At 69.8% G+C, this 25,198-nt stretch carries 21 protein-coding genes, 3 tRNA genes and 2 pseudogenes; 4 read left to right on the plus strand and 22 right to left on the minus strand.

Annotated elements, in window-relative coordinates:
• Positions 1-96: 96 nt before the first annotated feature.
• The 15 genes and pseudogenes from IPG61_11795 to uvrA form a co-directional block, all read right to left on the minus strand.
• Entirely contained in the window at positions 97-252 is a 156-nt protein-coding gene (locus IPG61_11795) for a hypothetical protein (protein ID MBK6734750.1), read from the minus strand.
• On the minus strand, positions 249-878 hold the full coding sequence (gene lepB, locus IPG61_11800; protein ID MBK6734751.1) for a signal peptidase I: 630 nt from the start codon (positions 876-878) through the stop codon (positions 249-251). Before lepB ends, IPG61_11795 begins: the two co-directional genes overlap by 4 nt.
• Before the next feature lie 25 nt (positions 879-903).
• Positions 904-2,709: pseudogene (lepA, locus tag IPG61_11805) on the minus strand (elongation factor 4).
• 159 nt (positions 2,710-2,868) lie between these two features.
• On the minus strand, positions 2,869-3,288 hold the full coding sequence (locus IPG61_11810) for a hypothetical protein (GenBank protein ID MBK6734752.1): 420 nt from the start codon (positions 3,286-3,288) through the stop codon (positions 2,869-2,871).
• Positions 3,285-3,641, minus strand: coding sequence for a hypothetical protein (locus IPG61_11815; GenBank protein ID MBK6734753.1), 357 nt, complete (start codon positions 3,639-3,641; stop codon positions 3,285-3,287). Before IPG61_11815 ends, IPG61_11810 begins: the two co-directional genes overlap by 4 nt.
• 149 nt (positions 3,642-3,790) lie before the next feature.
• Positions 3,791-3,888: transfer RNA gene (locus IPG61_11820), tRNA-Sec, on the minus strand.
• Between the two features lie 50 nt (positions 3,889-3,938).
• On the minus strand, positions 3,939-4,319 hold the full coding sequence (locus IPG61_11825; GenBank protein ID MBK6734754.1) for a RidA family protein: 381 nt from the start codon (positions 4,317-4,319) through the stop codon (positions 3,939-3,941).
• Between the two features lie 283 nt (positions 4,320-4,602).
• Positions 4,603-6,423 (minus strand): glutamine--fructose-6-phosphate transaminase (isomerizing), encoded by a 1,821-nt coding sequence (gene glmS / locus IPG61_11830; GenBank protein MBK6734755.1) that lies wholly within the window; start codon positions 6,421-6,423, stop codon positions 4,603-4,605.
• A gap of 50 nt (positions 6,424-6,473) precedes the next feature.
• Positions 6,474-7,514, minus strand: coding sequence for a phosphoglucosamine mutase (locus IPG61_11835; protein ID MBK6734756.1), 1,041 nt, complete (start codon positions 7,512-7,514; stop codon positions 6,474-6,476).
• A complete protein-coding gene (locus IPG61_11840) occupies positions 7,448-7,816 on the minus strand; it encodes a hypothetical protein (GenBank protein ID MBK6734757.1) in 369 nt (122 codons plus the stop codon). Before IPG61_11840 ends, IPG61_11835 begins: the two co-directional genes overlap by 67 nt.
• Before the next feature lie 141 nt (positions 7,817-7,957).
• Positions 7,958-8,033: transfer RNA gene (locus tag IPG61_11845), tRNA-Thr, on the minus strand.
• A gap of 15 nt (positions 8,034-8,048) precedes the next feature.
• Positions 8,049-8,124: transfer RNA gene (locus tag IPG61_11850), tRNA-Phe, on the minus strand.
• A gap of 95 nt (positions 8,125-8,219) precedes the next feature.
• A complete protein-coding gene (locus IPG61_11855) occupies positions 8,220-8,624 on the minus strand; it encodes a response regulator (GenBank protein ID MBK6734758.1) in 405 nt (134 codons plus the stop codon).
• Between the two features lie 40 nt (positions 8,625-8,664).
• Positions 8,665-10,164: a HAMP domain-containing histidine kinase gene (locus IPG61_11860; protein MBK6734759.1), complete on the minus strand. Its 1,500-nt coding sequence runs from the start codon at positions 10,162-10,164 to the stop codon at positions 8,665-8,667.
• A gap of 138 nt (positions 10,165-10,302) precedes the next feature.
• The gene (gene uvrA, locus IPG61_11865; protein ID MBK6734760.1) at positions 10,303-13,170 is read right to left on the minus strand and encodes an excinuclease ABC subunit UvrA; all 2,868 of its coding nucleotides are present in this window, start codon (positions 13,168-13,170) and stop codon (positions 10,303-10,305) included.
• A 144-nt stretch (positions 13,171-13,314) separates the two neighbouring features.
• Between uvrA and mazG the strand changes: the two genes are divergently transcribed.
• Positions 13,315-14,118, plus strand: a complete 804-nt coding sequence (gene mazG, locus IPG61_11870) for a nucleoside triphosphate pyrophosphohydrolase (GenBank protein ID MBK6734761.1) — start codon at positions 13,315-13,317, stop codon at positions 14,116-14,118.
• Here mazG and IPG61_11875 read toward each other — a convergent pair.
• Genes IPG61_11875 through IPG61_11890 form a run of 4 tightly spaced genes read right to left on the minus strand, consistent with a single transcriptional unit; the run spans position 14,115 to position 18,292 of the window.
• Positions 14,115-15,617 (minus strand): hypothetical protein, encoded by a 1,503-nt coding sequence (locus IPG61_11875; GenBank protein ID MBK6734762.1) that lies wholly within the window; start codon positions 15,615-15,617, stop codon positions 14,115-14,117. The genes mazG and IPG61_11875 overlap by 4 nt on opposite strands.
• Positions 15,618-15,649: 32 nt before the next feature.
• The gene (locus IPG61_11880; protein MBK6734763.1) at positions 15,650-16,000 is read right to left on the minus strand and encodes a DUF1844 domain-containing protein; all 351 of its coding nucleotides are present in this window, start codon (positions 15,998-16,000) and stop codon (positions 15,650-15,652) included.
• Between the two features lie 13 nt (positions 16,001-16,013).
• On the minus strand, positions 16,014-17,045 hold the full coding sequence (locus IPG61_11885; protein MBK6734764.1) for a DUF21 domain-containing protein: 1,032 nt from the start codon (positions 17,043-17,045) through the stop codon (positions 16,014-16,016).
• Positions 17,042-18,292 carry an HlyC/CorC family transporter gene (locus tag IPG61_11890; GenBank protein ID MBK6734765.1) on the minus strand — a complete coding sequence of 417 codons (1,251 nt, stop codon included), beginning with the start codon at positions 18,290-18,292 and terminating at the stop codon, positions 17,042-17,044. Before IPG61_11890 ends, IPG61_11885 begins: the two co-directional genes overlap by 4 nt.
• Positions 18,293-18,445: 153 nt before the next feature.
• Between IPG61_11890 and IPG61_11895 the strand changes: the two genes are divergently transcribed.
• The 3 genes from IPG61_11895 to IPG61_11905 all read left to right on the plus strand — a co-directional run bounded on the left by IPG61_11895 (position 18,446) and on the right by IPG61_11905 (position 21,906).
• Positions 18,446-19,555 carry a glycosyltransferase family 9 protein gene (locus IPG61_11895; protein ID MBK6734766.1) on the plus strand — a complete coding sequence of 370 codons (1,110 nt, stop codon included), beginning with the start codon at positions 18,446-18,448 and terminating at the stop codon, positions 19,553-19,555.
• 72 nt (positions 19,556-19,627) lie between these two features.
• Positions 19,628-20,914, plus strand: coding sequence for a hypothetical protein (locus IPG61_11900; protein MBK6734767.1), 1,287 nt, complete (start codon positions 19,628-19,630; stop codon positions 20,912-20,914).
• Between the two features lie 41 nt (positions 20,915-20,955).
• Complete coding sequence (locus tag IPG61_11905; GenBank protein ID MBK6734768.1) at positions 20,956-21,906, plus strand: radical SAM protein; 951 nt, start codon at positions 20,956-20,958, stop codon at positions 21,904-21,906.
• 15 nt (positions 21,907-21,921) lie between these two features.
• On the opposite strand, the gene queC is transcribed toward IPG61_11905, so the two are convergent.
• The 3 genes and pseudogenes from queC to IPG61_11920 all read right to left on the minus strand — a co-directional run bounded on the left by queC (position 21,922) and on the right by IPG61_11920 (position 25,114).
• Positions 21,922-22,602 (minus strand): 7-cyano-7-deazaguanine synthase QueC, encoded by a 681-nt coding sequence (gene queC, locus IPG61_11910; protein ID MBK6734769.1) that lies wholly within the window; start codon positions 22,600-22,602, stop codon positions 21,922-21,924.
• 2 nt (positions 22,603-22,604) lie between these two features.
• Positions 22,605-23,267, minus strand: a pseudogene (locus IPG61_11915) (radical SAM protein).
• A 62-nt stretch (positions 23,268-23,329) separates the two neighbouring features.
• Positions 23,330-25,114 carry a peptidase gene (locus IPG61_11920; protein MBK6734770.1) on the minus strand — a complete coding sequence of 595 codons (1,785 nt, stop codon included), beginning with the start codon at positions 25,112-25,114 and terminating at the stop codon, positions 23,330-23,332.
• Positions 25,115-25,198: the final 84 nt, after the last annotated feature.

The following is a 25,198-nucleotide window of genomic DNA, read 5'->3' on the forward strand; positions in this document are numbered from 1 at the left end:
GCGGCGGCATCGTGCGTCGCCGTGCGCGCGAAATGACAATAGGCGCAGATCGACCCGCAGAACGGGACGTGGACGTACAACCCGAAAGTGTTCACGCTAGCGGATCGCGTCGCCCAGCCGCGAGAACCGCGGCAGGTGTCGCTCGTTGTCCCACGACCAGTAGATGAACAACGCCTTGCCCTTGATCAGCTTCGTGTCCAGCGGACCCCAGTACCGGCTGTCCATGCTGTTGTAGCGGTTGTCGCCCATCATGAAGATGTGGCCGGCGGGCACCACGTAGGGATTGGGCAGGCCTTCCAGGGGAAGCTGTGGTTGCGCGCGTTGCGCACGTAGGAACCCTGGTCCTTCTTCGCGCGCGGCGGCGGGCAGCTTTCCGGGTCGGTCCAGGTGGGGATGCAGGAATGGTCGCCGCCGTACTGGCCGAGATTGCTCTCGTAGACCTTGCCGTTCACGTAGAGCACGCCCTCGCGAACAGCCACGCTGTCGCCGGCGACGGCCACGCAGCGCTTGATGTAGTCGAGGTTCCGGTCGCGCGGGTACTCGAAGACGATGATGTCGCCCTGCCGCGGCTCGCGGAGCGCCGGCAGCTTCAACACCGGCAGGCCGTCGATCAACGTCCAGTTCACCAGTGGAATGCGGATGCGGTCGGGGCTCTTGGCGCCGTAGAGGAACTTGTTCACGAACAGGAAATCGCCGATCTGCAGCGTCTCGAGCATCGAACCGGTGGGGATGCGGAAAGCCTGGAAGATGAACTGCCTGAGCACGAGCGCGATGAGCAGCGCCGACCCGATCGAGCGGATGTACTCCACGACCACGTGGCGCTTGCGTGCGGGCGGACGGACCTGGCCGACGCGGTTGCGCTTCTTCAACCCGAACATCGTTCCTCCCCAACCGCGACGGCGGTCAGCGTTCGACCTTTAGCACGGCCAGGAAGGCTTCCTGCGGGATCTCCACAGCGCCGACCTGCTTCATGCGCTTCTTGCCTTCCTTCTGCTTCTCCCAGAGCTTGCGCTTCCGGGTGATGTCGCCGCCGTAGCACTTGGCGGTCACGTTCTTGCGGAACGGCTGCACGGTCGTGCGCGCCAGGACGCGCGAGCCGACGGCAGCCTGGATCGCCACGGCGAACATCTGGCGCGGGATCAGTTCCTTCAGCTTCTGGCACAGCTTCAGGCCCCAGCTGTAGGCATTGTCCTTGTGCACGATGCAGGTCAGGGCATCCACATCGTCGCCGTTGATCTTCAGGTCCAGGCGCACCAGGTCGTCGGCCCGGTGACGCAGGTATTCGTAGTCGAGCGAGGCGTAACCCTTCGTGACCGACTTCAGCTTGTCGTAGTAGTCGACCACGAGTTCGTTGAGCGGCAGGTCGAACTCCAGGTTCACGCGCTCGACGTCCAGGTACTCCATCTTCGTCTGCACGCCGCGACGATCCAGTGAGATCTGGATCACCGCGCCCACGAATTCCTTGGGCGTGATCACCGAGGCCCTGACGATGGGCTCGCGGATCTCGGCGATGATCTTCGGGTCCGGCAACAGCGCCGGGTTCTCGCAGACCTGCACCGTGCCGTCGCGCAGCAGCACCTCGTACTCCACGTTCGGCAACGTCGCGATCAGGTTCAGGCCGTACTAGCGCTCGAGCCGCTCCTGCACGATCTCAAGGTGCAGCAGGCCCAGGAACCCGCAGCGGAAACCGAAACCGAGCGCTGCCGACGTCTCCTTCTCCCAGGTCAGCGAGGCGTCGTTCAGCTGCAGCTTCTGCAGCGCGTCGAGCAGGTCGTTGTACTGGTCGTTCTCCGTCGGGTACAGGCCCGAGAACACCATCGGCTTGGCCTCGGCGTAGCCGGGCCACGGCGCCGCGCAGGGCGTCTCGGCCAGCGTGATGGTGTCGCCCACCCGCACATGCCGCACGTCCTTGGCACCGGTAGCGATGTAGCCCACCTCGCCCGCCGACAGGCCCTTCTGCGAGACACGGGCCAGCTGGAACCAGCCGATGTCCCCCACCTCGAACTGCCGCTCGTTGGAGAAGACGCGGATCTTCTGGCCCTTGCGGATCGAACCGGTGAACATGCGCACATAGGCCACGGCGCCGACGTAGGAGTCGAACATCGAGTCGAAGATCAGGGCCTGGGCCGGCGCGTCCGGGTCGCCCTTCGGGTGCGGCACGCGATCGACCACCGCGCGCAGCAGTTCCTGGATGCCGACGCCTGTCTTGGCGCTGACCTTGATGATCTCCTCGGGCGCGCAGCCGATGAGGTCGACGAACTGCTCGGTGACATAGTCCACGCGCGCGGCCGCAAGGTCGATCTTGTTGATGACCGGGATGATCGCCAGGTCATGCTCGAGCGCCAGGTACAGGTTGTTGATCGTCTGCGCCTGCACACCCTGCACGGCATCGACAACCAGCAGCGCGCCTTCACAGGCGGCCAGCGAACGGCTGACCTCGTAGTGGAAGTCGACGTGCCCCGGGGTGTCGATCAGGTTGAGCACCCAGTCGCGGCCCTCGGGGTCGCGGTAGTCCATGCGCACGGGGTGGCTCTTGATGGTGATGCCGCGCTCGCGCTCGAGGTCCATCGAGTCGAGCACCTGTGCCTGCATATCCTTGCCGGTGAGCGTGCCGGTGACCTCGAGCAGCCGGTCGGCCAGCGTGCTCTTGCCGTGGTCAATGTGCGCGATGATGCAGAAGTTTCGCGCGCGTTCGCGGTCGAAGGCCATGCGGCGGTCACCTGTCGGCTGAGGGACGGGTCCTGTGGGCACCGGATCGGCTGATCCGGCAGCGACGGTCCCGGCGGCAACGGGCATCAGGGCGGCGGGAACCGCCTCCCATGCCAAAAACCGCGACCCTGAGGGGTCGCGCCGTGACAAAGATAGGGGTCAGAACCCCTTTCGCCACTGGAAAACGGTGACTTCGGGCCCGCTGCCGGCGCTGACGGCCGGTCCGGAGCCCACCGGCCCGAACACATCCTCCCAGCGGTCGGGGACCGGCACCGCGTCCTCGTCGAAGTTGAACAGGTGGGCGCCGACATAGGCGTCGAGCGCGATGATCAGCAGCGCACCGCCCGACCACCAGACGAAATCGCGCATCTGTTCCTTGTGCTCGGCCGCCAGGCTCGCGACGAACCCGCCGCGCAGGTCCCCGTCGGGCAGTGTTTCCGCGAACTCGAGGTCGCGCCGCGCCTGGCGATCGCGCGACAGGAGGTTGCTCCAGAAGTACATCTCAGCGCCGAAGGCCAGCGCCGCGCGCCAACCGCCGTCGGCATAGAGTTGTCCCCAGCCGGGAAACAGCGGCGTCATGAGCACGGCGCCCGTCGCATTGACGCCCGTGGCCCAGAGGTTCGGGGCGGCCGGGTCGGCGTTGACGGCCCCTCGGCGGGCTTGTCGCTGCTCCCGCCAATGACCGCATCACTGGTCTCGTCGCTGACCGCGCCGCCGATGGTCACCGCAGGCGCCACCGTCGCCGCCGAATCGGGCATCACCGCCGGCAGCGAAGGCGTCGCCGGGGCGTCCGCCACGGTCGCAGCGGCAGGCCCTGCCGCCACGAGCGCGACGAGTACGACCGCCAGCGGCAGGAACCGCCCCCGGACACGGGCCGAGGTCGCCGGCCATTGCCGTGCACGCTCGTCCAGGGCCACCGGTTCAGCGGTCATCGGGAGTGCCTTTCCAAGCGGGAAGCGGCAAGCGGGAACAGGGGTGGACGCCGCCGGGGCGCCGCGCCGGGCCCGAAGCCCAGGCAACCCCGGCCGGCCGCTCCGGGTTCCGGCCGCGACCGCCCGGCGGGGACGCCGGGCGGGCAGAGTGGCGGGAATGTGTGGGAATCGAACCCACCTCGGACGGTAAACGCGCCCGACTGAAGGATTTGAAGTCCCCGGGGCCCACCAGGACCCATTCATTCCCGCCTGATCTGCAGGTGGGAACCCGCGGGGCCAGCTGGCCCCGCGACGGGGTCAAGCATACGCCACGAGTTCCACTTCGACCAGCACATCCTTGGGCAGCCGCGAGACTTCGACCACGCTGCGCGCCGGCGGCTCGCCGGGGAAGAACGTCGCATAGACCTCGTTGATGGCCCCGAACTGCCCCATGTCGCGGATGAACACCGTGGCCTTGACCACGTCGTTCATCGTCAGCCCGGCCGCCTCGACGATGCCCTTGGCGTTGAGCAGCGCCTGCCGCGCCTGCTCGGCCGCCGTGGCCCCCACCACTTCCATGGTCTTCGGGTCGAGCGGGATCTGCCCCGCCGTGAACAGGAATCCCCCCGCGCGCACGCCCTGGTTGTAGGGCCCGATGGCGCCCGGCGCCTTGTCCGTCCTGATGATCTGCCGGCTCATGCTCCGCCTCCGTCTTCAGGTTCGCAGTCCACACACCCCGCGATTGTCGCACCGGTCCGCACCCGCGACAAGCCCTCACCCGGCAAGTCCGCGAAGCCGCTACGGCGATGCAGGCGCGAGCAATCTCGGCAATGCGTCTTCGGCGATGCAGGCGCGAGGGACGGCTCGCGCGAGGGGCTCGCGTAGGCGCCTGGAGCCATGGATGGCGGAAGGCGCCGGAACGCGAGCAGGGCGGCGACACGATGTCGCCGCCCCGCGGCCCCTCGCGAAGCATCCCTCGCGCCTACTCCACCGTAACGGCTTTAGCCAGATTCCGCGGCTGATCCACGTCTTCGCCCCGGATCGCGGCGATGTGGTACGCCAGCAACTGCAGCGGCACCACCGACAGCAGCGGCATCCAGAAGTTCATCGTGTCGGGGATCGTGATCACGTGGTCGCTCAACGCGGCGATCTCGGTGTCGCCCTCGGTCACCACGCTGATGATCTTGCCGTGCCGCGCACGCACTTCCTGCACGTTGCCGACGATCTTGTCGTAGCTGCCGTCCTTCGTCGCGATGACGACCACCGGCATGTTCAGGTCGATCAGCGCGATGGGCCCGTGCTTCATCTCCGCCGCCGGATAGCCCTCGGCGTGGATGTAGCTGATCTCCTTCAGCTTCAACGCACCCTCGAGCGCGATCGGGAAGTTCACGCCGCGGCCCAGGTACAGGCAATTGTGATGGTTCGCGTACACCTGCGCGATCTTCTTGATCGACTCCGACTGGTCCAGCACGCGCTGCACCAGCTCGGGAATGCGGTCCAGTTCCTTCAGCATCTGCGTGCCGCGGTCGGCGCTCAGGTGGCCGCGCCGTCCCAGCAGGATCGTGATCAGGCCCAAGATCGTGACCTGGCTGGTGAACGCCTTCGTGGAGGCGACGCCGATCTCCGGCCCGGCGTGGATGTACACGCCGCACTCGCTCTCGCGCGCGATGGTCGAACCCACGACGTTCGTGATGCCGAGGATCTTCGCGCCGCGACGCCGCGCCTCACGCATGGCCTCGAGGGTATCGATGGTCTCGCCGCTCTGGCTGATCACCAGGCACAGCGTGCCCGGCTCGATGATCGGCGAGCGGTAGCGGAACTCGCTCGCGTACTCCACCTCGACGGGGATGTGGGCGTACTCCTCGAGCAGGTACTCGCCGACGAGCCCGGCGTGCCACGACGTGCCGCAGGCCAGGATGATGATGCGGCGGATGTTGCGCAGCTCCCAGTCCGTCAACTGGATGCCGCCCAGCTTGACGTCGCCGGTGTCGACCAGCGTGCGGCCGCGGAAGGCATCGCGGATCGTGGTGGGCTGCTCGAAGATCTCCTTCAGCATGAAGTGCTCGTAGCCGCCCTTCTGGATCTGCCCCAGGTCCCAGGTGATCTCCTGGATCTCCTTGGTGATCTCCTCGTTGCTGATGGTCATCACCTGGACGCCGTCCGGGCGCAGGGTCACCATCTCGCCGTCGTCCAGGTAGATGACCTGGCGCGTGTGGCCCATCACCGCGGCCACGTCCGAGGCCAGGAAGTTCACGCCGTCGCCCACGCCGACCACCAGCGGGCTGCCGCGCCGCGCGCCGACCACCAGGTTCGGCTCGTCGGAGTGCGTCACCGCGATGCCGAAAGCGCCGTCGACCACGGCCAGTGCCTTCTGCACGGCGGTGACGAGGTTGCCGTCGTAGAGATCGTCGATCAGGTGCACCAGCACCTCGGTATCGGTCTCGCTGGAGAACTTGTGGCCCTTCTTGCCCAACTGCACCTTCAGCGCGGCGTAGTTCTCGATGATGCCGTTGTGGACCAGCGCGATCTTGCCGGCGACATGCGGGTGCGCGTTGTCCCGGTTGGGAACGCCGTGCGTGGCCCAGCGCGTGTGCGCGATGCCGCAGGTTCCCTTCAGTTCATCCCAGTCGAGGCTCGCCTCGAGGTTCTTGATCTTGCCCTTCTCCTTGACCACGTACTGGCCATCGGGCCTCTGGATGGCGATGCCCGCGCTGTCATAGCCGCGGTATTCCAAGCGCTTGAGGCCCTCGATGAGGATCGCGGCGGCTTCCTGCGTCCCTGTGACTCCGACGATTCCGCACATGGGCTGAGTCTCCTTGGGCGACGGCCCCCGCAGGGACCGGATCGCGCGTATCAGGCTTGTTTCACGCGGTTTATAAGTTCGACCGCGGCGCTCTCGTCTTTAGCTTCGGCTATGATCCGCACTGCCGGCTCGGTATTCGACGATCGCACGTGCACCCAGGCATCGGCCCCGGTCCATTTGACCCCGTCGCGCCGGTCGATCTCGCCCGGCCCCAGCTTTTCCAGCCGGTGCACGAGAGCGTCGCCGGACGGGAAATCCGGGTCCTCCACCTTCGTCTTGACCATGGCCACCGGCGGCAGTTCGGCCGCCAGCTGCGCCAGGCTCGCCTTCCGGTCAGCCAGGTGCTGCAGAAGCATGGCGATGCCTACCAGGGAGTCGCGCCCGGCGTGGACCGCGGGGTAGATGACGCCCCCGTTGCCCTCGCCCCCCAGGACACAGCCTTTTCCGAGGATGGTCTCGACCACGTTCGCTTCACCCACCGGGGTCCGCCACACGCGGCGCCCGTGCCGGGCCGCCACCTTCTCGATCAGGCCGGTCGTCGACAGGTTCACCGCCAGGTCGCCCGGCGAGCCGGCCGGCGTGCGCCCGAGCAGGAAATCGGCCGCCAGGACCAGCGTCATCTCCTCGCTCAGGGCCGTCCCGGCGCCATCCACGAGGGCCAGGCGGTCGGCGTCCGGGTCCACGGCCACGCCGAGGTCGGCGCCCTGCCGGCGCACCTCGTCGCAAAGGTCCTTCAGGTGGGCCGGCGTCGGCTCCGGGTCATGGGGGAAGTTGCCCGTCAGGCCGCAGTAGAGCGGCGTACAGCGCACGCCGAGCCTCTCGAGCAGCCGCGGCACGATGGAGCCGCCGGCGCCCTCGACCGCGTCGACCACGACGTGCAGCCCGCGCGCCCGGATGGCCGCCACGTCCAGCCAGGGCACGGCGCACACCGCGTCCAGGTGCAGGTCGTCGGCGCCCGCCTGCAGCGTCACGTGGCCGAGTCGGTCCCAGCCCACGTGGCCGTCGCCGGCCTCGAGCCGCTTCGTCACTTCGGCATTGTCGGCGGCGCTGAGGAACAGGCCGTCGCCGCGCAGGAACTCAGCGCATTCCACTGCTGCGGGTTGTGGCTGGCGGTGATGATGATGCCGCCCACGGCCGGGCCGTGCTGCACCGCGACTTCGGTCGTCGGCGTGGTGGCGATGCCGATGTCCACGACATCGTGGCCGGTCGAGTTCAGCGCGGCGGTCACCGCCGACAGCACCATCGGCCCGCTCGGGCGCGTGTCGCGCCCCACGACCACCGGGCCCGGCGGCAGCCAGGCGCCGAACGCGCTGGCCCAGCGCGCCACACCGACGGCATCGAGCCCGTCACCGATCACACCACGGATACCGGAAATGCTGACGCGCAAAGGCATGCAAAGTCCCCCTGGAACGTTTCGAGTCAGGACACCGATATGTCAGCGGACTGTAACGCCGCGGCAATCCCCACAACACACAAAAAAACCCGTGCCACCGCCAATGGCGGCACGGGCTGTAATCTCGCGGCGGGGACGGTCTGGAGCTGGTGCGCGGAATTGAACCGCGGACCTGCTCATTACGAGTGAGCTGCTCTACCAGCTGAGCTACACCAGCTCCAAAAAGACCGGGTGGTGCCTGGGGGCGGAGTCGAACCACCGACACCATGATTTTCAGTCATGTGCTCTACCAACTGAGCTACCCAGGCACCCGATGCCGCCGCCGGCGGCGAACGGGCAATAAAACACGGCCGGCAAACCGTTGTCAAGGCAGGAGGATGTGGTTTTTTCCCGCCGGCGCCGCCTAGGCGCTGCGCCGCGCCGTGAGCTGGTGGATCGTCGAGACGATCTCCTCCATTTCGAACGGCTTGTACATGCAGGCATCGGCCCGCGACCAGGTGGCGATGAACTTCTCGCGGTCGCGCGTGTCCACCTTGCGGGCGGTCAGGAGCATGATCGGGAAGGGCGCCGACTGCGGGTCGTTGTCCATCCACTCCTTCAGCATGCGGCTGACTTCGTAGCCGTTGCAGCCCGGAAGCATCACGTCGAGGATCATGAAATCGGGCGGCACGCGCTTGGCCTTCTCCAGGCCCTCGAGCCCGTCGGCGGCCGTGGCCACGTCGAAACCGCGCCTGGCCAGGCTGAATTCCAGCGTTTCCAGGATGTCCGGTTCGTCGTCCACCACGAGGACTTTCAGCGCTCGGTCCATGGTCCTGCCCTTTTCGTTTGCCGGGTTCCCCGCCGGCCGTCTACAGATTCCGCGAATTGCTATCGACCACATCCGCCCCGGGTTGACCCCCGAATGTCGGTACCGGGACCACCGGGGGCCCGGGAGCAGCCGCAGCCAGCCGCTGCCAGCTGCCCGTCCTGAACGGCGCGGCCCGATCCCACCCGGCCGGATCCAGGACCGCAACCGCCAGCAGGCCGGGCGCCGGCTCGCAGGGCATGCCTGCGGTCCCCGGTGCCAGCCCCTGCAGCCGCGACTTCCAGCCCGCGACCACGGCCGGGGCGGCGGCGCCCTGGTCCCGTACGTCGAGCAGGGCGATGTGCCGGCCGGCAACCGGCGCTTGCGCTGCTGTGACTTCCCCGCTCCTGCGGGACAGGTCCGCCTGCAGGCGCGCCGCGGCCTGCAGCAGGCTGGCGCCCGAAGGATCGACCGGCAGCCGCACCCAGACGGTGGTGCCGGCGCCGGGAGCCGTCGCCAGGCTGACCTTGCCACCGTGCGCCTCGGCCAGGCGCCGCACGATGTGCAGGCCCAGCCCGGCGCCGCCCACGCGGCCGATCAACTCGCACCGACCGCGCTCGAACGGTTCGAAGACGCGATCGACGACCTGCGGGTCGATGCCCGGCCCGTTGTCCTCGACCACGAGCGTGAACGTGCGCGCTTCCAGCCCGCAGGCACGCGCCAGTTCGGCTGCCGGCGGGTCGACGGGCGCCGGATGAGGGTCCAGCCACACACGCACTCGGCCTTCGGCCGGCACGTACTTGCGGGAGTTGCCGACCAGGTTGGCCACGATCTGCACGATCTTGTCGCCGTCCACGCAGGCCTGGAAGTGGGCGGGAATGCCGCTCGTATCCAGGCGCGGTCCGGCCTGCCCGCTGCCGTCCTCGAACATCGCCAGTGCCTCGCGGAGCACCGGGCCAAGGTCGGTGACGCGGCAGTCCGCGTTGAGGCGCCCTGCATCGTCGCGGGAGATGTCGAGCAGGTCGCCGACCAGGCGGTCGAGCCGCGTCACGTTGCGCAGCGCCAGCTCCAGGAACCGCGACTGGTCGGGGTTCAAGGCGCCGGCGTCACCGCCCAGGACCAGCGACAGGCTGCTCTTCATCGACGCCAGCGGCGTGCGCAGCTCGTGGCTCAGCGTGCTGACGGTCTCGACCAGGTTGCGGCCCGCAGCGCCCGCCGTCCCGTCCGCCGCTTCGCGCAGCACGAGCACCACCATGCCTTCGCGTCGGTCGTCGCCGGCGGCCGTCAGTTCCAGGGCCGGCGCGTGCTCCTGCCGACCCTCGAGCACGGTCGCGGCCCCGGACATGGCCTGCAGCCGCACGGCCGCCGATTCCAGCCAGCGGCGCCACGCCGTCGGCCGCCCCCCGACCGAGGCTTCCAGCAACCGCCGCGCTTCCGGATTCCAGGCCGCCACCGCCCCGTCCGCCACCAGGACCAGCCCGACCGGCGCCTGGCGCCAGACGTGCGCCAGGACCCGGGATGTGGGGTCCTCGCTGGGCTGAATCTGCCGGTTTCCGGATGGCAACTTTTTCCCGCCGGTCGCTGATGTTCCGCGCGCGGGCCGCCCGGCCCCTTGCGCGACATGGGGTTGCGGGAATGGTCCCGTCCCTTGTCACGCGCGCCGGGCGAAAAACTGCAAGGGGGGTGCCACCGGTCGTGGCGGTCAGAGGCCGATCTGCAGCGCCAGGTGCCGGCCGGTCAGGGAGGCCGCCACCTTGGCGATGTCCTGGGGCCTGCCCTGGGCCACGACCTTGCCGCCGTGGCGGCCGCCGCCGGGGCCGAGATCGATGACCCAGTCGGCCTGGGCGATCAGGTCGAGGTTGTGCTCGATCACGAGTACGGAGTGCCCCGCCTCGACCAGTTCGTGCAGCACCTTCACCAGGGCGCGGACATCCTCCGCGTGCAGGCCGGTGGTGGGCTCATCGAGCAGGTAGAGGTTCTGCTTGCCCGAGGGCAGGGCCAGTTCACGCGCGATCTTCAGGCGCTGGCTCTCGCCGCCGGAAAGCGTGGGTGCGGGCTGGCCCAGGCCCAGGTAGCCGAGCCCGACCTTCTTGAGGAGCCACAGGCGCTGCCCCACCGCAGGCACGTCGCCGAAGAACGCGAGCGCATCGTCGATCGTGAGCTCGAGCACCTGGGCGATGTTCAGTCCCTTGTAGCGGATCTCGAGGGTCGCCGCATTGAAGCGGCTGCCGCGGCAGTCCTCGCAGGGCACCTCGATGTCGGCCATGAACTGCATCTCGACGCGGTGGTAGCCGAGGCCCTGGCAACTCGCGCAGCGGCCGCCGGCCGTGTTGAAGCTGAAGCGTCCGGCAGCGAAGCCGCGCGTCCGGGCATCACGCGTGTTCGCGAAGAGGTCGCGCATGGGCCCGAGCACCTGCAGGTAGGTGGCCGGGTTCGAACGGCTGGTCTTGCCGATGGGCGACTGGTCCACGCGGATGACGCGGCCGACGCCGTGCGCGCCCACGATGGATGTGAACGGGAAGGCCCGCCCCAGGCCACCGGCGGCCTTGGCCGTCAGGCCGTCGTGCAGGCAGCCGTTCAGCAGGCTGCTCTTGCCCGAGCCCGAGAGGCCGGTCAGCGCCACGAAGCGGCCGAGGGGCACCTTGACGTCGATCTCGCGCAGGTTGTTCAGGCGCGCGCCCTTGACCACCAGCCAGCGCTCGGGTGCCCCGCGCTGCGGCCGCTTGTCGGTGGCGCGCGCCTCGCCCCGGAGGTGGCGCGCCGTGAGCGTGTCGGCCAACAGCGCCTCCGAAAGCGGCCCCTGGAAGACGAGGTGGCCGCCCCCGGTGCCGGCGGCCGGTCCCAGTTCCACGAAGTGGTCCGCAGCGCGCAGCACGGACAGGTCGTGCTCGACCACGACCACGGTGTTGCCCGCATTGACCAGGTCGCGCAGCGTGTCCGTCAGGCGTTCGACGTCGGCGGCGTGAAGGCCGCAGGTCGGTTCGTCGAGCACGTACAGGGTATCGACCAGCCGTGCGCCGAGTGCGTTGGCCAGGTGGATGCGCTGGGCCTCGCCGCCCGACAGCGTGCGGGTCAGCCGATCGAGGGTCAGGTAGCCGAGGCCCACGCGTTCCAGGAATCGCAGGCGGTGCACCACTTCGTCGCGCACCTCGCCGGCCGCCGCCGTCGCCGACTTGCCCAGGCGCAGCGAGCCCATCTTCTGCAGCGCCTCCTCCACCGACAGCCGGCCGACCTGCCCCAGGTCCAGTCCCTGCACGCGCACGGCGAGCGCCTCCTCGCGCAGGCGGCTGCCGCCGCAGGCGCGGCACAGCGTGTCGCCCATGAAGCGGCGCGTGAAGAAGCGGTGGTGCCCCTTCTTCATCTCGCGGCGCATCGTCTCCAGGAAGGGAATCACGCCGGGGTAGGTTTCGTCCTTCCCTTCCAGTACCAGGCGCTGGTGGGTCCGCGAGAGCTTGTGGAACGGGACGTCGGTCGGGATCTTGCGGCGCGCGCAGAAGCGCAGCAGCGCCGTGAAATCGCGCGCGAAGCTCTCGGTGCTCCAGGGCTTGATGACGCCTTCGCGCAGCGTCAGCGCCGGGTCGGGCACGATGCGATCCTCGTCGAACTCCAGCTTGTTGCCGAAGCCCTTGCAGGCGGCACAGGCGCCCTCGGGGGAATTGAACGAGAACAACCGCGGCGAAGGGTCGGGATAGACACGGCCGCAACCGCTGCAGCGCAGGTCGCCGGAGAACTCGGCGCGCCAGGTCAGGTCGCGATCACGCACGGCCACGAGCCCGGACTGGGCCAACGCCAGTTCCACGGCCTCGACGAACCGCGAGCGCGCCGTCGCCTTCAGGTGCAGGCGGTCGACGATCACGTCGATCCCGTCGCCCGCAGGCACCGCGGCCAGCGCCGCGGGGTCGGCGGCGTCGAGCGTGTGGACGGCGCCCCCGGCCACCACGCGCTGGAATCCCTGCGCCAGCAGCGGCTCCCACCAGCCCACGGCGGCGCCGGTGCCGGCCGGCAGCGGGTAGCAGACAAGGATCGCATCGCCTTCGGCGCGCTGCTTGCGCACCTCGCGCCAGACCGAGTCGGGTGTGTGGCGATCGACATCCACATCGCAGGCGGCGCAGTGCACGGAGCCGGCCCGGGCCCACAGCACGCGCAGGTAGTCGTTGATCTCGGTGACGGTGCCGACGGTGGAACGCCCGCTCGTGACGGCGTTGCGCTGCTCGATGGCGATGGCCGGGCTGACGCCGTCGATCCAGTCGACATCGGGCTTGGGCAGGCGCTCGAGGAACTGGCGCGCGTAGGTCGAGAGCGACTCCACATAGCAGCGCTGGCCTTCGGCATAGAGCGTGTCGAAGACGAGCGACGACTTGCCCGAGCCCGACAGGCCGGAGACCACCGTGAAGCGGCCGCGCGGGATGTCGACGTCGATGTTCCGCAGGTTGTGCTGGCGGGCGCCCTTGATGCGGATCCACTCGATGGCGTCGGGCCCGCCGGGTTCAGGGACGGCGTTCGTGTTGATGTCGGGCACGTTGTGGCCAGTCATGTCGTCGGTCACGTCGTCGATCCCATCGTCATTCACCCATCGCCGATCACCCATGCGGGAGGTGTCGGATCCTTGCGCAGCGCGCGACCGTTCAGGATAACCGGGAGTTGGCCGACCCGCCAAACTCATTTACTGTGGGCCTCCAGTCGACCACGCAACCCCGCCCCGGGAAGGAACGAGATGCCGTCCGATTTCGAGGACCTGCTGGCCACCATCCACACGCTGCGCTCGCCCGGCGGCTGCCCCTGGGACCGCAAACAGACCCTGGTCGACGCGGCCCGCTACCTGCTGGACGAGGCCGGCGAGCTGGTCGACGCCGCCCTCTCGGGCGATGCCGACCACGTGCGCGAGGAACTGGGCGACCTGCTCTTCATGACCTGCTTCTGCTGCGAGATCCTCGGCGAAACCGCCGGCGTCTCGATGCAGGACGTCGCCCGGCAGGGCAACGCCAAGTTGATCCGCAGGCATCCCCACGTGTTCGGCGACGAGCAGGCCCACGAGGTGGGCACGAGCCAGCGGCTGTGGAACGAGATCAAGGCGCAGGAGAAGCGCGCCAAGGGCCTGGACCCGGAGGCCGAGAGCGTGCTGAAGGAGATGCCCTCCTCCACGGCGCCGCTGCACCTGGCCTACCGCTGGCAGCACGATGCCGCCGATGTCGGTTTCGACTGGCCGACCATTGACGGCGTGAACGCGAAGCTGCAGGAGGAACTCGCCGAGTTCGAGGAAGCCGCCGCCGCACAGGACCCAGCGGCCATCGAGCACGAACTGGGTGACGTGCTGTTCTCGCTGGTGAACCTGGCCCGCTGGCACCACGTGCAGCCCGACATGGCGCTGCGCAAGGCGAACCAGCGCTTCGCCGAACGCTTCAGGCTGGTGGAAGCGCAGTTCCGCGCCGAGGGCCGTGCGATGGGCGAAGCGACGCTCGACGAGCTCGAAACCTCATGGCAGGCAGCGAAGCGCCGCTTGGCCGGGGGCGACGGCTAGCCCGCGTCCGGGCAGCCGTCGTTGTCCGCGTTGCCGTTGTAATCCTCGGCCTGGTCGGGGCACTCGTCCTGGCCGTCCTCGATGCCATCGAAGTCGTTGTCTGCCTCCGGGCAACCGTCCTTGTCGGCGAATCCGTCCAGGTCTTCCGGCACATCCGGGCACGAGTCACGGTCGTCGGGCACGCCGTCACGGTCACTGTCCGTGAGTTCGTCCGGACAGCCGTCCTCGTCCGCCTGTCCGTCGAGATCCTCGGGCCGGTCCGGGCAGAGGTCATCGATGTCCAGGACGCCGTCGCCGTCGTTGTCGGGGTCGGGCGCGCCGTCGTGGTCGGCGAAGCCGTCGCGGTCCTCCGGCTCATTGGGCGCCAGGTCACGCGTGTCGATGACGCCGTCGCGGTCGTTGTCGACGTCGGGGCAGCCGTCATCGTCGGAGAACCCGTCCAGGTCCTCGGCCAGGTCGCGGCAGCGATCCCGACGGTCGACGACCCCGTCCCGGTCGCTGTCGCGCCCGCCGACGCCGAACTGGCGCGAGAACGTCACCGACATCGTCCAGTCCGGGAACGCGGGGTACCATGCCGTTGCTGCGTCGTCGCGGGCCAGCGAGACAAGGTAAGATCCGTGCGCGGCCCAGCCCTCGGTCAACCCCCAGCGCAGCCCGGCGCCGACACCGCTGAACTGTTCCTTCGGGCTGACGACCTCGGTGGCGGGGAAACGGTCGCGACTGTACTCGAGCCAGAGCGCGGTCGAACCGCGCCGGAATTCGAGTGCGGCGCCGAGCGTCGTGATGTCGTTGCCGCCGTCACCGCCAACGGCAGCGGCGGCCGGATAGCGCGTGGGCCAGGGCTCGAAGCCCGACTGGCCCCAGCCGTAGCCGGCATCCTCGTTGCCGTTCCACGTGCGCGCGGCGTTCAGGTGGACGCGCATTTCCGGCACGTTGGCATCGCGCCAGAAGCACGCCGTTGCCGCCAGGCTCAGTCGCGGCGAGAACACCCCTTCGCCCAGTCCCGCATCGGTATCGCCAACCGGCAGGTTGCCGCCCCCGGCGGCGGCCAGGTGCAGGACGCCGCCGGCCAGCGGACGTCCGGCCACGAGCTGCCATTGTCCGTCGCCGAGTCCGCTGCCCGATTCCGGGATCCAGCCGGCACCCTCCGACCAGGTGCGCCAGGGCAGTTCGGCCCAGGCCTGCAACCACGGCAAGGGGCTCCATTCCCCGGTCAGGAACACTTCCTTCCGCTGGATGCGCCAGCGGTCCCCGTCGACCAGGTGGACGGTGCTGCAGGTGCGCGCGCCGAGCCCCCAGGCGAGCAGGCCGTCGGGCGGGAGCACCGCCGAATGCAACCGCACCAGCCGGACGCTGTCCTGCAGCCTCTCCGGTACCGGGGCGTCGCCAGCCGCAGCGCCCTGCGCAGGCAGGGCGGCGGCGGCAATGAAGGCGGCCGGCAGGCACGCCGACCGGACACGGCCGAAGAATGCCGGGCGCGACGACCGGGGTCGCAACAATCGCCGTATTCCGGCGCATACCGAGGGACGGTTCAAGCTCCGGTTCCCGGGTCGTCTGCCGCCTGCGGCGCCGCGTCGGTGCCTTCCCCGGACTGCGGGGCGCCTTCGCCCGGCTTCCCGATCTCGTCCATGTAGTTCAGTTGCAGGTTGAGCACGGCCTGGTCCAGCAGTCGCACCAGGTCCGGCGGCGTGCTCGTGCGGCACTTGACCTTCAGCATCTCGAGGATATCGATCGTGGCGCGGGCCTGCTCGAGGTCGCGCCGCACCTCACCGGTCGACGGGTCCTGCAGCTTGCCCATCTGCTGCATGGCCCCGGCCTGCAGGGTGAAGACAAGGCCCATCAGCACGTGGTCATGCCGTGTCAGTTCGAGGTCGTCGCTCATCACCGCTCCTTGTTCAGGCCGCCGGCCCGGCGGCCGCCTGGGGGTCGAACTCGTCGTGGATGGAACCCATCACCGTCTCGATGAGGTCTTCCAACGTGATCAGGCCCTGCGGGTTCCCCGCCGGGTCGCAGACGGCAGCCATCTGGTTGCCCTGGCCGCGCAGTTCCTCGAACACCTCGTACGGCGTCATGCGCGCATCGACCAGCACCAGCGGTCGCCACAGACGTCGCGGCACCGGCTCGGCCGCCCCTTCCGGCGGCAGGAACAGCAGGTCGCGCACGGTCACATAGGCCTGCAGCGCACAGCCGTCCTCGCGCGTGACCGGCAGGCGGCTCAGGCCCGACCGGGCCGCCACGGCCAGGCATTCGGCGACCGTGGCTTCCGGCCCCAGCGACACGATCGCATCGAGCGGCCGCATGAGCGCCGTCAGCGGACGGTGCGCGAGTTGCAGGAAGCGCTCGAGGATATCGCCGAATCCGCGTTCCGTGTTCGAGGGCGGCGTGTGCGCCAGCATGAGTGCCGCCAGGCTGCCGCGGTCGAGCCGACGACGGCTGCCGGCAGGCGCGGGCAGCAGGCGCTGCAGCAGGCGACGGTAGGCGCGCAGCACCAGTCGGGCCGGCCACAGCACCACCATGACAGCCGAGAACACCGGCAAAGTCGCCAGCGACAGCCGTTCGGGATACTCGCGATAGAGGGTCTTCGGCAGGATCTCGCCGACGACCATCGTCACGATCGAGACGACGGCCACCGCCAGGCCCTGTCCACTGTCGCCGAAGCGCGCGGTCAGCACCATCGTCACCAGCGCGCTGAACGCCACGTTGACGAGGTTGTTGCCGACCAGGCACGTCATCACCGGTTCCTCGAGGTCGCGCAGCAGGCGACGCAGGCGGTGTCCGCGCGGCGACTCGGCCGCAGGCGAGCGGCGCAGGCGCACGCGACTGATGCTCATCAGGCCCGTTTCGGTGCCGGAAAAGAAAGCCGAGGCCAGCAGGCACCCCGTAAGTCCGAGCCACAGCAACAGGCCGTTGTCACCGCTCGCGCTCATCCCGTCACCTCGCCCGGGCCCGAGCGCCAGCGCGTGACCTGGATCCGTTCGACGCGATGCCCCTGCATCTCCAGCACGGTCAGGCGCGCTTCCGGCAAGGTGACGCGGTCGCCGGGCACGAGCACGCGACCGAGCGAGGTCATGAGGAAGCCGGCCACCGTCACGTAGTCGCGGCTGGGCGGCAGGCGCACGCCGCACGATTCCTCGAGCGCGCGCAGGTCCGTGCGGCCGCTCACCACCCAGCGCCCCTCGCCGAGCGGGATCACGTCGGGGTCGCGCGAGGCCGCGTCCGCAACGGGCCCGAGCAGGGCCTGCAGGCAATCGGCCATGGTCACGATGCCGGTGAAGTCGCCGTGCTCGTCGACCACGGCGGCCATATGGCTGCCGCCGCGGCGCATCTGCGAGAGCAGGTCGTCCACGTCCTTGCTCTCGGGCACGAACAGGAGCGGGCGACCGCCGCCGGCCAGCGGCAGGTCGCAGCCCGGCCCGGCGCCGAGCAGGTCCTTCAGGTGGAACATGCCGACCGGACGGCCACCCTCCGGCGACACGACGGGATAACGGTTGAAGCCCGCGTGGCGGGCCACGCGCAGCACCTCTTCCCTGGTCATGTCCGCGCGCAATGCCACCACCGCCGTGCGCGGCACCATGATGTGCTGCACTTCCAGTTCCGACAGCTGCAGCAGGCGCGCCAGCGAACGGCCCTCGGTCTCGGTCAGCGTGCCGTCCTCGATGGCCAGGTCGCAGGCGGTCTGCAGTTCCGCCGTGCCGAGCGGCCGTGATCCGGGGCGATCGGCGGGCAGGATGGCGAGCATGGCGCCGACCAGCTTGCCGGTCAGCCACAGCGCCGGACGCGTCGCCAGCAACCAGAACCGGAGCGGCCACTGCGCCGCCAGGGCCACCTGCTCGCGCCGGCCGAGCGCCAGGAGCTTGGGGGTGATCTCGCCGAAAATCAGCAGCAGCAGGGTGACGGCCGGAATGGCGATGGCCACGCCCTGCGCACCGAACCAGGCCAGGCACAGCCCGGTGGCCACCACGCTGGCCGCGGTATTGACCAGCAGGTTGCCGATCAGCAGCGCCGAGAGCAGGTCGTGGCTGCGGCGCACCAGGGCGGCTGCACGCCGCCCGCGACGGCCGCCGGTGGCCTCCAGATGGGCCACTTCGGCGGCACTCAGCGAAAAAAAGGCCGACTCCGAGCCGGAGAAGAACGCCGACAAGGCCAGGAGCACGATGAGTAGGACAAGTTCCAAACCGGGGCTCTCCATCGTTGGCGCCGTCGCGGGGCGGCACAGGGCAACCGGCCGATGTTAACCCGGTGCGGCGAAGGCGGCAAGACCCTGCCGGAGGGCCGGGTCGGGGCCGGGCGCCACCGGTCTGGCGCCGCCGCCCGGGATGTGTTTCTCTTGCCGGCGAACGGCCCGCTGCGGGCCGCCGCGCCCGCCGGACCGGCGGGCCGGCCCGGACCCTGGATGACGGAAGTGGTCGTGCGTGACTGGCTGGTCCTGCGCTTCGGTTCCCTGGGCGACCTCTGCCTGCTCGGCTGGTCGCTGTCGGCGCTGGCCGAAACGGCCGATGCCGGGGACCGTCGTCTGACGCTGGTGACCAAGGCGGCGTTCGCGCCGCTGGCCTCGCACTTCCACGGCGTGGACGAAGTCGTGTCCCTGGACGGTCGCGGGCTGGCCCCGCTCGCTGCACTGGCCGGCCGCCTGCGCGGGCGGCAGTGGCACCAGGTCGTCGATGCGCACCACGTCCTGCGCAGCCACGCACTGCTCGTCATGATCGGGCGCCGTGCCGACGCACGCCTGACCAAGGACACCGCGGCGCGGCTGCGGCTGCTGGCCGGCGGCGAAGCGGGCGCGGCGTTGACGCGCACGATGGTCGCCCGCTTCGACGACATCCTGTTGACCCGGCCCGCCGGGCCGGGACCGGACACGCGCGGCATCGACGACCGGCGACCCCCGTTGCAGTCGTTGGCGGTCCGCTCGTCAGCGGCTGCCGGCACGCGGGCGCCGCTGGCCCTCGCGCCCGGCGCGCGCTGGGCCACCAAGCGCTGGCCCGAGCACCATTGGCTCGCGCTGATCGAGGGCCTGGCCGCCGCCGGCGAAAAGGACCTGCGCATCTTTCTCGGCCCGGACGAGCGCTCGTGGTACCCCGGCAGCCGACTCGCGGCCGCCGCCGTTGCCGCCGGCGCCGTCGTGATCGAGGGCCGCGACCTCGTCGAGGTCGCGCGCGAACTGGCCCGCTGCCGCGCCCTCGCCACGAACGACAGCGGCCTGCTGCATGTGGCCGAGGCCACAGGCACGCCGGTCCTGGCCTTCTTCGGTCCCACCGTGCGCGCCTTCGGCTACTTCCCGCGCCTGCCCGCGAGCCGCGTGCTCGAGACCGCGATCGAATGCCGCCCCTGTTCGCGCAACGGCAAGCGGCCCTGCCACCGCGGTGACCTCGCCTGCCTCGTGGCGATCGAGCCCGCGACGGCATCGCGCGCCCTGCTGTCGCTCGGGAGCACGCCATGAGCGCACGAAGCACCGGCGCCCGCAGACCAACCGGCCGCGACACCAGGGCAGCCCGCGCCCCGGGCGCGGCCCTTGCGCCTCTACGGCGCGCTGAGTCCGGCATTGGCGGCGCTCGCGCCGCTGGCGGCGCCCCTGCTGCCCAAGCTGCGTGAAGGCCTGCGTGGCCGCCGCGGCCTCGACGACCGGATCGAGGCGGCTGCCGCCGCGGCCCAGGGCTGCGTCTGGTTCCACGTGACGTCGGTGGGCGAATACGAGCAGGCCCGGCCACTCATCGCCGCCCTGCGGGAACAGCCCGGCCACCCGCCGCTCGTGGTCACGCATTTCTCGCCCTCGGGGCGGCATTTCGCGGAGCGCCGCCCCTGCGCCGACATCCACGAGTACCTGCCGCTCGACCGGCCGCGGGCCATGGAGCGGCTCGTCGCCGCCTGGCGGCCGCGCCTGCTGGTGTTCGTCAAGTTCGACTGCTGGCCCAACCAGGTGCTCGCCGCCGACCGCGCCGGCGTGCCCATCGTGCTGATGGCCGGTTCGCTCCGGCCCGGCAGCACGCGCCTGCATCCCTTCGCGCGCCCCCTCTACCGCGATCTTTTCGACCGCTTCGCGCACATCGGCGTGTGCACGCGGGAGGACCAGCGCCGCTTCGTCGACGAACTGGGCGTGCACTGCCCCGTCAGCGTGACCGGCGATACGCGCGCCGAGCAGGTGATCCTGCGCTGGGAAGCCGCGCAGGGCGGCGCCACCGCAGCGGCACTTCGCGCCCTCGGCGGCCGCCTGCTGGTGCTGGGCAGCACCTGGCCACCCGACGAGAAGCTGTGGCTGCCCGTGCTCGGGCGCCTGCGGGCGGCGCATCCCGACGTTCGCATCGTGCTGACGCCCCACGAGCCGTCGCCGGCGCGCCTGGCGCAGCTGGAGCGCGCGCTGGCTGCCGACGGGCTGTCCACGCGACGCCTCTCGGAGGTCGTGGCCGCAGCTGCGGAACACCCTGGTTCCGCGCCGCCGGACGTGGTCCTGACCGATTCGATCGGGCAACTGGCGGAAATCTACAGGGCGGGGCATCTTGCCTACGTCGGCGGCAGCTTCACGACCGGGGTGCACAACACGATGGAGCCGGCGATCGCCGGCCTGCCGGTGCTGTTCGGCCCGGTGATCGACAACGCCGAGGAAGCCGGCGAACTGGTGCGGCAGCAGGCCGGCCAGGTCGTGTCCACGCCCGGGCAGGCGCTCGCCGCCGCCACGCGGCTGCTGGGCGATGACGCACTGTTGGCCACAGCATCCGCCGCCGCGCGCGAAGTCGTCCTGGCCCAGCGCGGGGCCACCGCCCGCAGCCTGGCCGTGCTCGAGCCGCTGCTGCGCGGCCGCTGAACGAAACCGCCGGCCCCGTCCGGCTCCGGAGGAAGACCCGCATGCGTCCAGCCCAGGCCGACCAGTGGAACGGATCCCCGACCGCAAGCGGCGCCGGCGCCGGCCCGCGCTGGCGACTGCCGTACGCCGAGCGCCCGCGCTACATCCAGCTCGAGACCGTCACCAAGTGCAACGCCAAGTGCCCGTTCTGCCCGCAGAACGAGATCGTGCGCGATCCCGCGCGCATGCCCGACGCCATGTGGAAGAAGATCATCGACGACACGCGGGGCTGGGGCCTGACCTACCGCCCGTTCCTGACCAACGAGCCGTTCGTCGACAAGCGGCAGCCGGAGATCGTCCGCTACATCAAGCAGCACGACCCCACGGCGCGCGTCGAATTCAACACGAACGCGGAACTGCTCACCGAGGACCTGGGCCGCGAGCTGCTCGAGTCCGGTGTCGACATCATGCGCTTCTCGATCGACGGCTTCAGCGCCGCGACCTACGAGCCCTCGCGCGTCGGCATTCCCTACCAGAAGGTGCTCGAGCGCACGACGCGCTTCCTCGAGATCTGGGATCGCGAGGGATGGCGCGACAAGGTCTTCACCGAGGTGCGGATGATCGAGGTTCCCGAGAACCGGCACGAGATCGCCGACTACCGCGCCTACTGGGAGCCGCGCTGCACCGAGGTGCTCGTCACCCAGCTCTACCAGTGGCCGTGGACGGGCCAGAAGCCCGAAGACGTCGTGATGAAGCCGTGCCTGAAGATCCTCGACGAGATGTTCTTCTACACCGACGGCAACGCCACCATCTGCTGCTGGGACGTGCACGAGAAGGCCGTCATCGGCAACGTGCTGCAGCAATCGGTGCTCGAGATCTGGCAGGGCCACGCCGCGCGCTGCCTGCGCGAGATGCTGGACGACGGCCGGCGCGACCTGATCCACCTCTGCAGCCGCTGCAATGCCTACAAGGACTACGATTTCGGCAGGTTCTCGACCGCGCCCGGCGCCTGAGCCGGCGCGCTCGCCTCAGCGGCGGTAGGGAATCGGGTCGGCCAGGCCGGCGCGCTCGAATCCGCGCAGCCGCAGGCGGCAGCTCTCGCATTCGCCGCAGGCGAGATCCTCCCCCGTGTAGCACGACCAGGTCAGGTGCAGCGGCGCGTCCAGCTCGACGCCGCGCCTGACGATGGCGCCCTTGTCCAGGCGGATCAGCGGGGTGATGATGCGCAGCTGCGTGTCCGGGCGCGTGCCGGCATTGGCGGCGGCCTCGAAGCGGTCGTAGAATTCGCGCCGGCAATCGGGGTAGCCGCTGCCGTCCTCCTCCACCGCGCCGATGAACAGCGCCGTGGCGCCGATGACCTCGGCCCACGAGACGCCCACCGACAGGATGTGCGCGTTGCGGAAGGGCACATAGGTCGAGGGCACGCCCTGACCCGGCTCGGGCAATCCCGTCTCGACCGCGCACGAGGCATCGACCAGCGACGAGCCGCCGATCACCTTCAGGTACGAGATGTCGGCCGCCAGGCGCCGCACCACGCCGTAGTGGTCGCAGAGGTCGCCGAACGCGCGCAACTCGCGCGCCTCGGTGCGTTGACCGTAGTTGATGTGCAGCGCGGCAACCTCGAACTCCCGCGCCGCCTCGGCCAGGCACACGCACGAATCCATGCCGCCGCTCACCAGGACGATCGCCGTCTCACGGGCCGTCGCCATCGTCAGACCCCCCGTTCGACGCCGGGCCAGACGATCTTGTGCAACTGCAGCTGGAAGCGCACCTCGAGGCCGTCCTCGAGGATCCATTGCGCCAGGTCCGCCGCCGACAGCCCGTCCTGCACCGGCGAGAAGCTGACCGGCACGCCGGCAGGCAGGCGCCCCGCCTCGCGCACCAGGTCACGCGCCCATTCGTAATCGCGCCGGTCGGCCAGCACGGCCTTCAGTTCGTCACCCGCACCCAGGCAGGCGATGCCGGCCCAGTCGATGACGCCGGGCTCGAGCCCGCTGCCGGGCGCCTTCAGGTCGACGATGCGATGGACGCCGACGGGCACCGCCGCCAGCGGCACCAGCGTGCGCGGCCCCACGGTGCCGCTGGTCTCGAGCAGCACCTCGCGACCATCGGCCAGCAGTGCCTGCAGGAGGTCGACCACTGCCGGCTGCAGCAGCGGCTAGCCGCCGGTCACCAGCACCGTGCGTGGACCCAGTTCGCGCACGCGCGCGAGCACGGAATCGACCGCCAGCGGTTCGCCGCCGTTGAAGGCGTGGGCCGAGTCGCACCACCCGCAGCGGACATGGCAGCCGGTCAGCCGCACAAGCGTGCACGGACGACCGCTGAACTGCGACTCGCCGCAGATCGACTTGTAGATTTCACTGATCAGGAGCATGTCCCCGTCCACCGTCGGCGGGAGCGGCGCGCAGCCGAAGCTGCGCGCCCCCGCATGCGGGCCTACCGGTTGTCCCAGCGCGGGAACACCGGCGCGATGTCCACGGGGATATGGTCGAGCTTCGCGAGCGCCTCCGCCAGCACCTCGGGCATGCCGCCGTAGCGCTGGATGAAAGCCTGGCTGGCGGCGTAGTCGCCCTCGGCCTGGATCGTGCAGATCTCGCCGACCAGGTCGGCGATCGCCTGCTCGAAAACGGCCACGTTCATGCGGAACTTCCCGGTCTGCGCATCGTGGAGGATGGCGCCCTTCGCGACCAGGTAGTTGAACTGGATCGCGTTCGCCTTGCCGTGCGCCTCGCCGATGCCGAACCGCACGGAACGGAAGATACCGGCCAGGTAGGTCGCGGACTGCTGGCGGAAGATCGCCTCGGGGAAATAGCCCCGGCCCGCGCGCGTCAACATGAAGATGTCCCACTCGCCCATGGCGTCGGCCTTGGCCTCCTCCATCGTCGAGTAGGTGTCCTTCAATTCCAGCCGCACCTCGGTGTCGCGTCCGTCGACCTTGATGTTGCCCGGCCCCAGGCCGTGGCTCATCTCGTGCCACAGCGTGTGCAGGAAGAACGACTCGGCGGTCAGGTCGCCAAGCTGGTCGTCGGCCACCACCACTTGCGCGATGGGCACCAGGATCTGGTCGAACTTGGCCTTCATCACGTTGCGCAGCAGCACCTTCTTGGAGCCCTTGGCCTCGCGCACGCGCTCGTCGTTGGGCAGGTTGAAGGCGATGGTCTGCACGCCGGCGCGCGTGTCGCCCGCCGAATAGACCTCGTCCACGACCCGGATCGGCGACTCGCTGCCGCGATTCGGGTTCTTGTGGCGCTCGTCCATCGGGATCTGCGACTCGAGCCAGGGCAACTCGTCCTTGAACTTCGCCAGCCGCTGGCTCTCCACGGGGTCGGTCACCGTGACGAACGCCTCGAAGGCCGCCTTGTAGCCGAAGAGCCCGTCCTCGTAGGTCTCGTACGGCCCCACCGTGATCTCGACCGTGCTGTCGAGGTCCATCCACAGCAGATCGGACTCGTAGTAGTCGTCGCTGAGGAAGGCCGCCGCGCGCGACTCGAGGAACGCCTTGAGGCTGGCGTTGCCGGTCAGCGCCGCGGCCTCGCGCATGAGCGATGCCGCCCGGCCGAGTTCCGCCGCGAAGTACCGCGAATAGGGCACCGCCACGAGGCCGCCGTTCGCGTCGCGTCGCACCATCGTGAACAGGCCGTCGAGCCCGCTCGCATGGTCGGCGATGCGCGCCTTCTCGGCATCCGTCAGGTCGGTCGGGTAGTAGTTGGCGCCGGCCGGATGCGGCCACTCGCCCATGAAGGGTTCGTAATGGAAGCGGCGGTCCCACGGGCCCTTGTTGATGGCGAAATAGCGCCGCGCCGCGTCCTGCCGGTCGGCCGGCAACGCGGCGATGTGCGCCGCGAGTTCCGTTGCGCACGGCGTCGCCTGCACGCCGAACAGCGCGTCCATGATGCGCGCCACTTCCACGAGCTTGCCCAGCACGGCCTGTTCGCCGGCATCGAGATGCCCGAGCGCGGGGTCCAGCGTGGTCGGCACATAGGCGCGCACGCGCGCATCCAGGTCGGGTGTCACCTTGAGCTCGCCCGCGGCCGCCCAGCCGCAGTTCCCGTCGACGTAGGCCGGATGATCGGTCATGACCGCCTCGCTTGCCTGGCTGCATTGCGCCCCGCCGGACGCCACCAGCGCCGCCGTCAGAATGATCGCGGTCACCAGATTGATCGCGGTGACCAAATTGATCGCGGTGATTGAGCGCCGCGCGCTGCGCATGTCGATGCTCATGGGTCCTGCTCCTTCACGGAGTCGGGGCGGCCGACGCCCCGGCCTGCCGACCAACATGGCCCTGAAAACAAAAAACCGCGACCG

It is taken from the genome of bacterium (genome assembly GCA_016703265.1).
In the GTDB taxonomy this organism is placed as follows: Bacteria; Krumholzibacteriota; Krumholzibacteriia; order LZORAL124-64-63; family LZORAL124-64-63; genus CAINDZ01.

Bases quoted from the DNA above. Each gene is read 5' to 3' on its own strand.
- lepB (MBK6734751.1), bottom strand. From the start codon at position 878: ATGTTCGGGTTGAAGAAGCGCAACCGCGTCGGCCAGGTCCGTCCGCCC.
- IPG61_11920 (MBK6734770.1), bottom strand. From the start codon at position 25,114: ATGAGCATCGACATGCGCAGCGCGCGGCGCTCAATCACCGCGATCAAT.
- IPG61_11825 (MBK6734754.1), bottom strand. From the start codon at position 4,319: ATGAGCCGGCAGATCATCAGGACGGACAAGGCGCCGGGCGCCATCGGG.
- IPG61_11840 (MBK6734757.1), bottom strand. From the start codon at position 7,816: ATGCCTTTGCGCGTCAGCATTTCCGGTATCCGTGGTGTGATCGGTGAC.
- IPG61_11815 (MBK6734753.1), bottom strand. From the start codon at position 3,641: ATGACCGCTGAACCGGTGGCCCTGGACGAGCGTGCACGGCAATGGCCG.
- IPG61_11795 (MBK6734750.1), bottom strand. From the start codon at position 252: ATGATGGGCGACAACCGCTACAACAGCATGGACAGCCGGTACTGGGGT.
- IPG61_11885 (MBK6734764.1), bottom strand. From the start codon at position 17,045: ATGAGCGCGAGCGGTGACAACGGCCTGTTGCTGTGGCTCGGACTTACG.
- queC (MBK6734769.1), bottom strand. From the start codon at position 22,602: ATGGCGACGGCCCGTGAGACGGCGATCGTCCTGGTGAGCGGCGGCATG.
- IPG61_11810 (MBK6734752.1), bottom strand. From the start codon at position 3,288: ATGACGCCGCTGTTTCCCGGCTGGGGACAACTCTATGCCGACGGCGGT.
- mazG (MBK6734761.1), top strand. From the start codon at position 13,315: ATGCCGTCCGATTTCGAGGACCTGCTGGCCACCATCCACACGCTGCGC.
- IPG61_11855 (MBK6734758.1), bottom strand. From the start codon at position 8,624: ATGGACCGAGCGCTGAAAGTCCTCGTGGTGGACGACGAACCGGACATC.
- IPG61_11905 (MBK6734768.1), top strand. From the start codon at position 20,956: ATGCGTCCAGCCCAGGCCGACCAGTGGAACGGATCCCCGACCGCAAGC.
- glmS (MBK6734755.1), bottom strand. From the start codon at position 6,423: ATGTGCGGAATCGTCGGAGTCACAGGGACGCAGGAAGCCGCCGCGATC.
- IPG61_11880 (MBK6734763.1), bottom strand. From the start codon at position 16,000: ATGAGCGACGACCTCGAACTGACACGGCATGACCACGTGCTGATGGGC.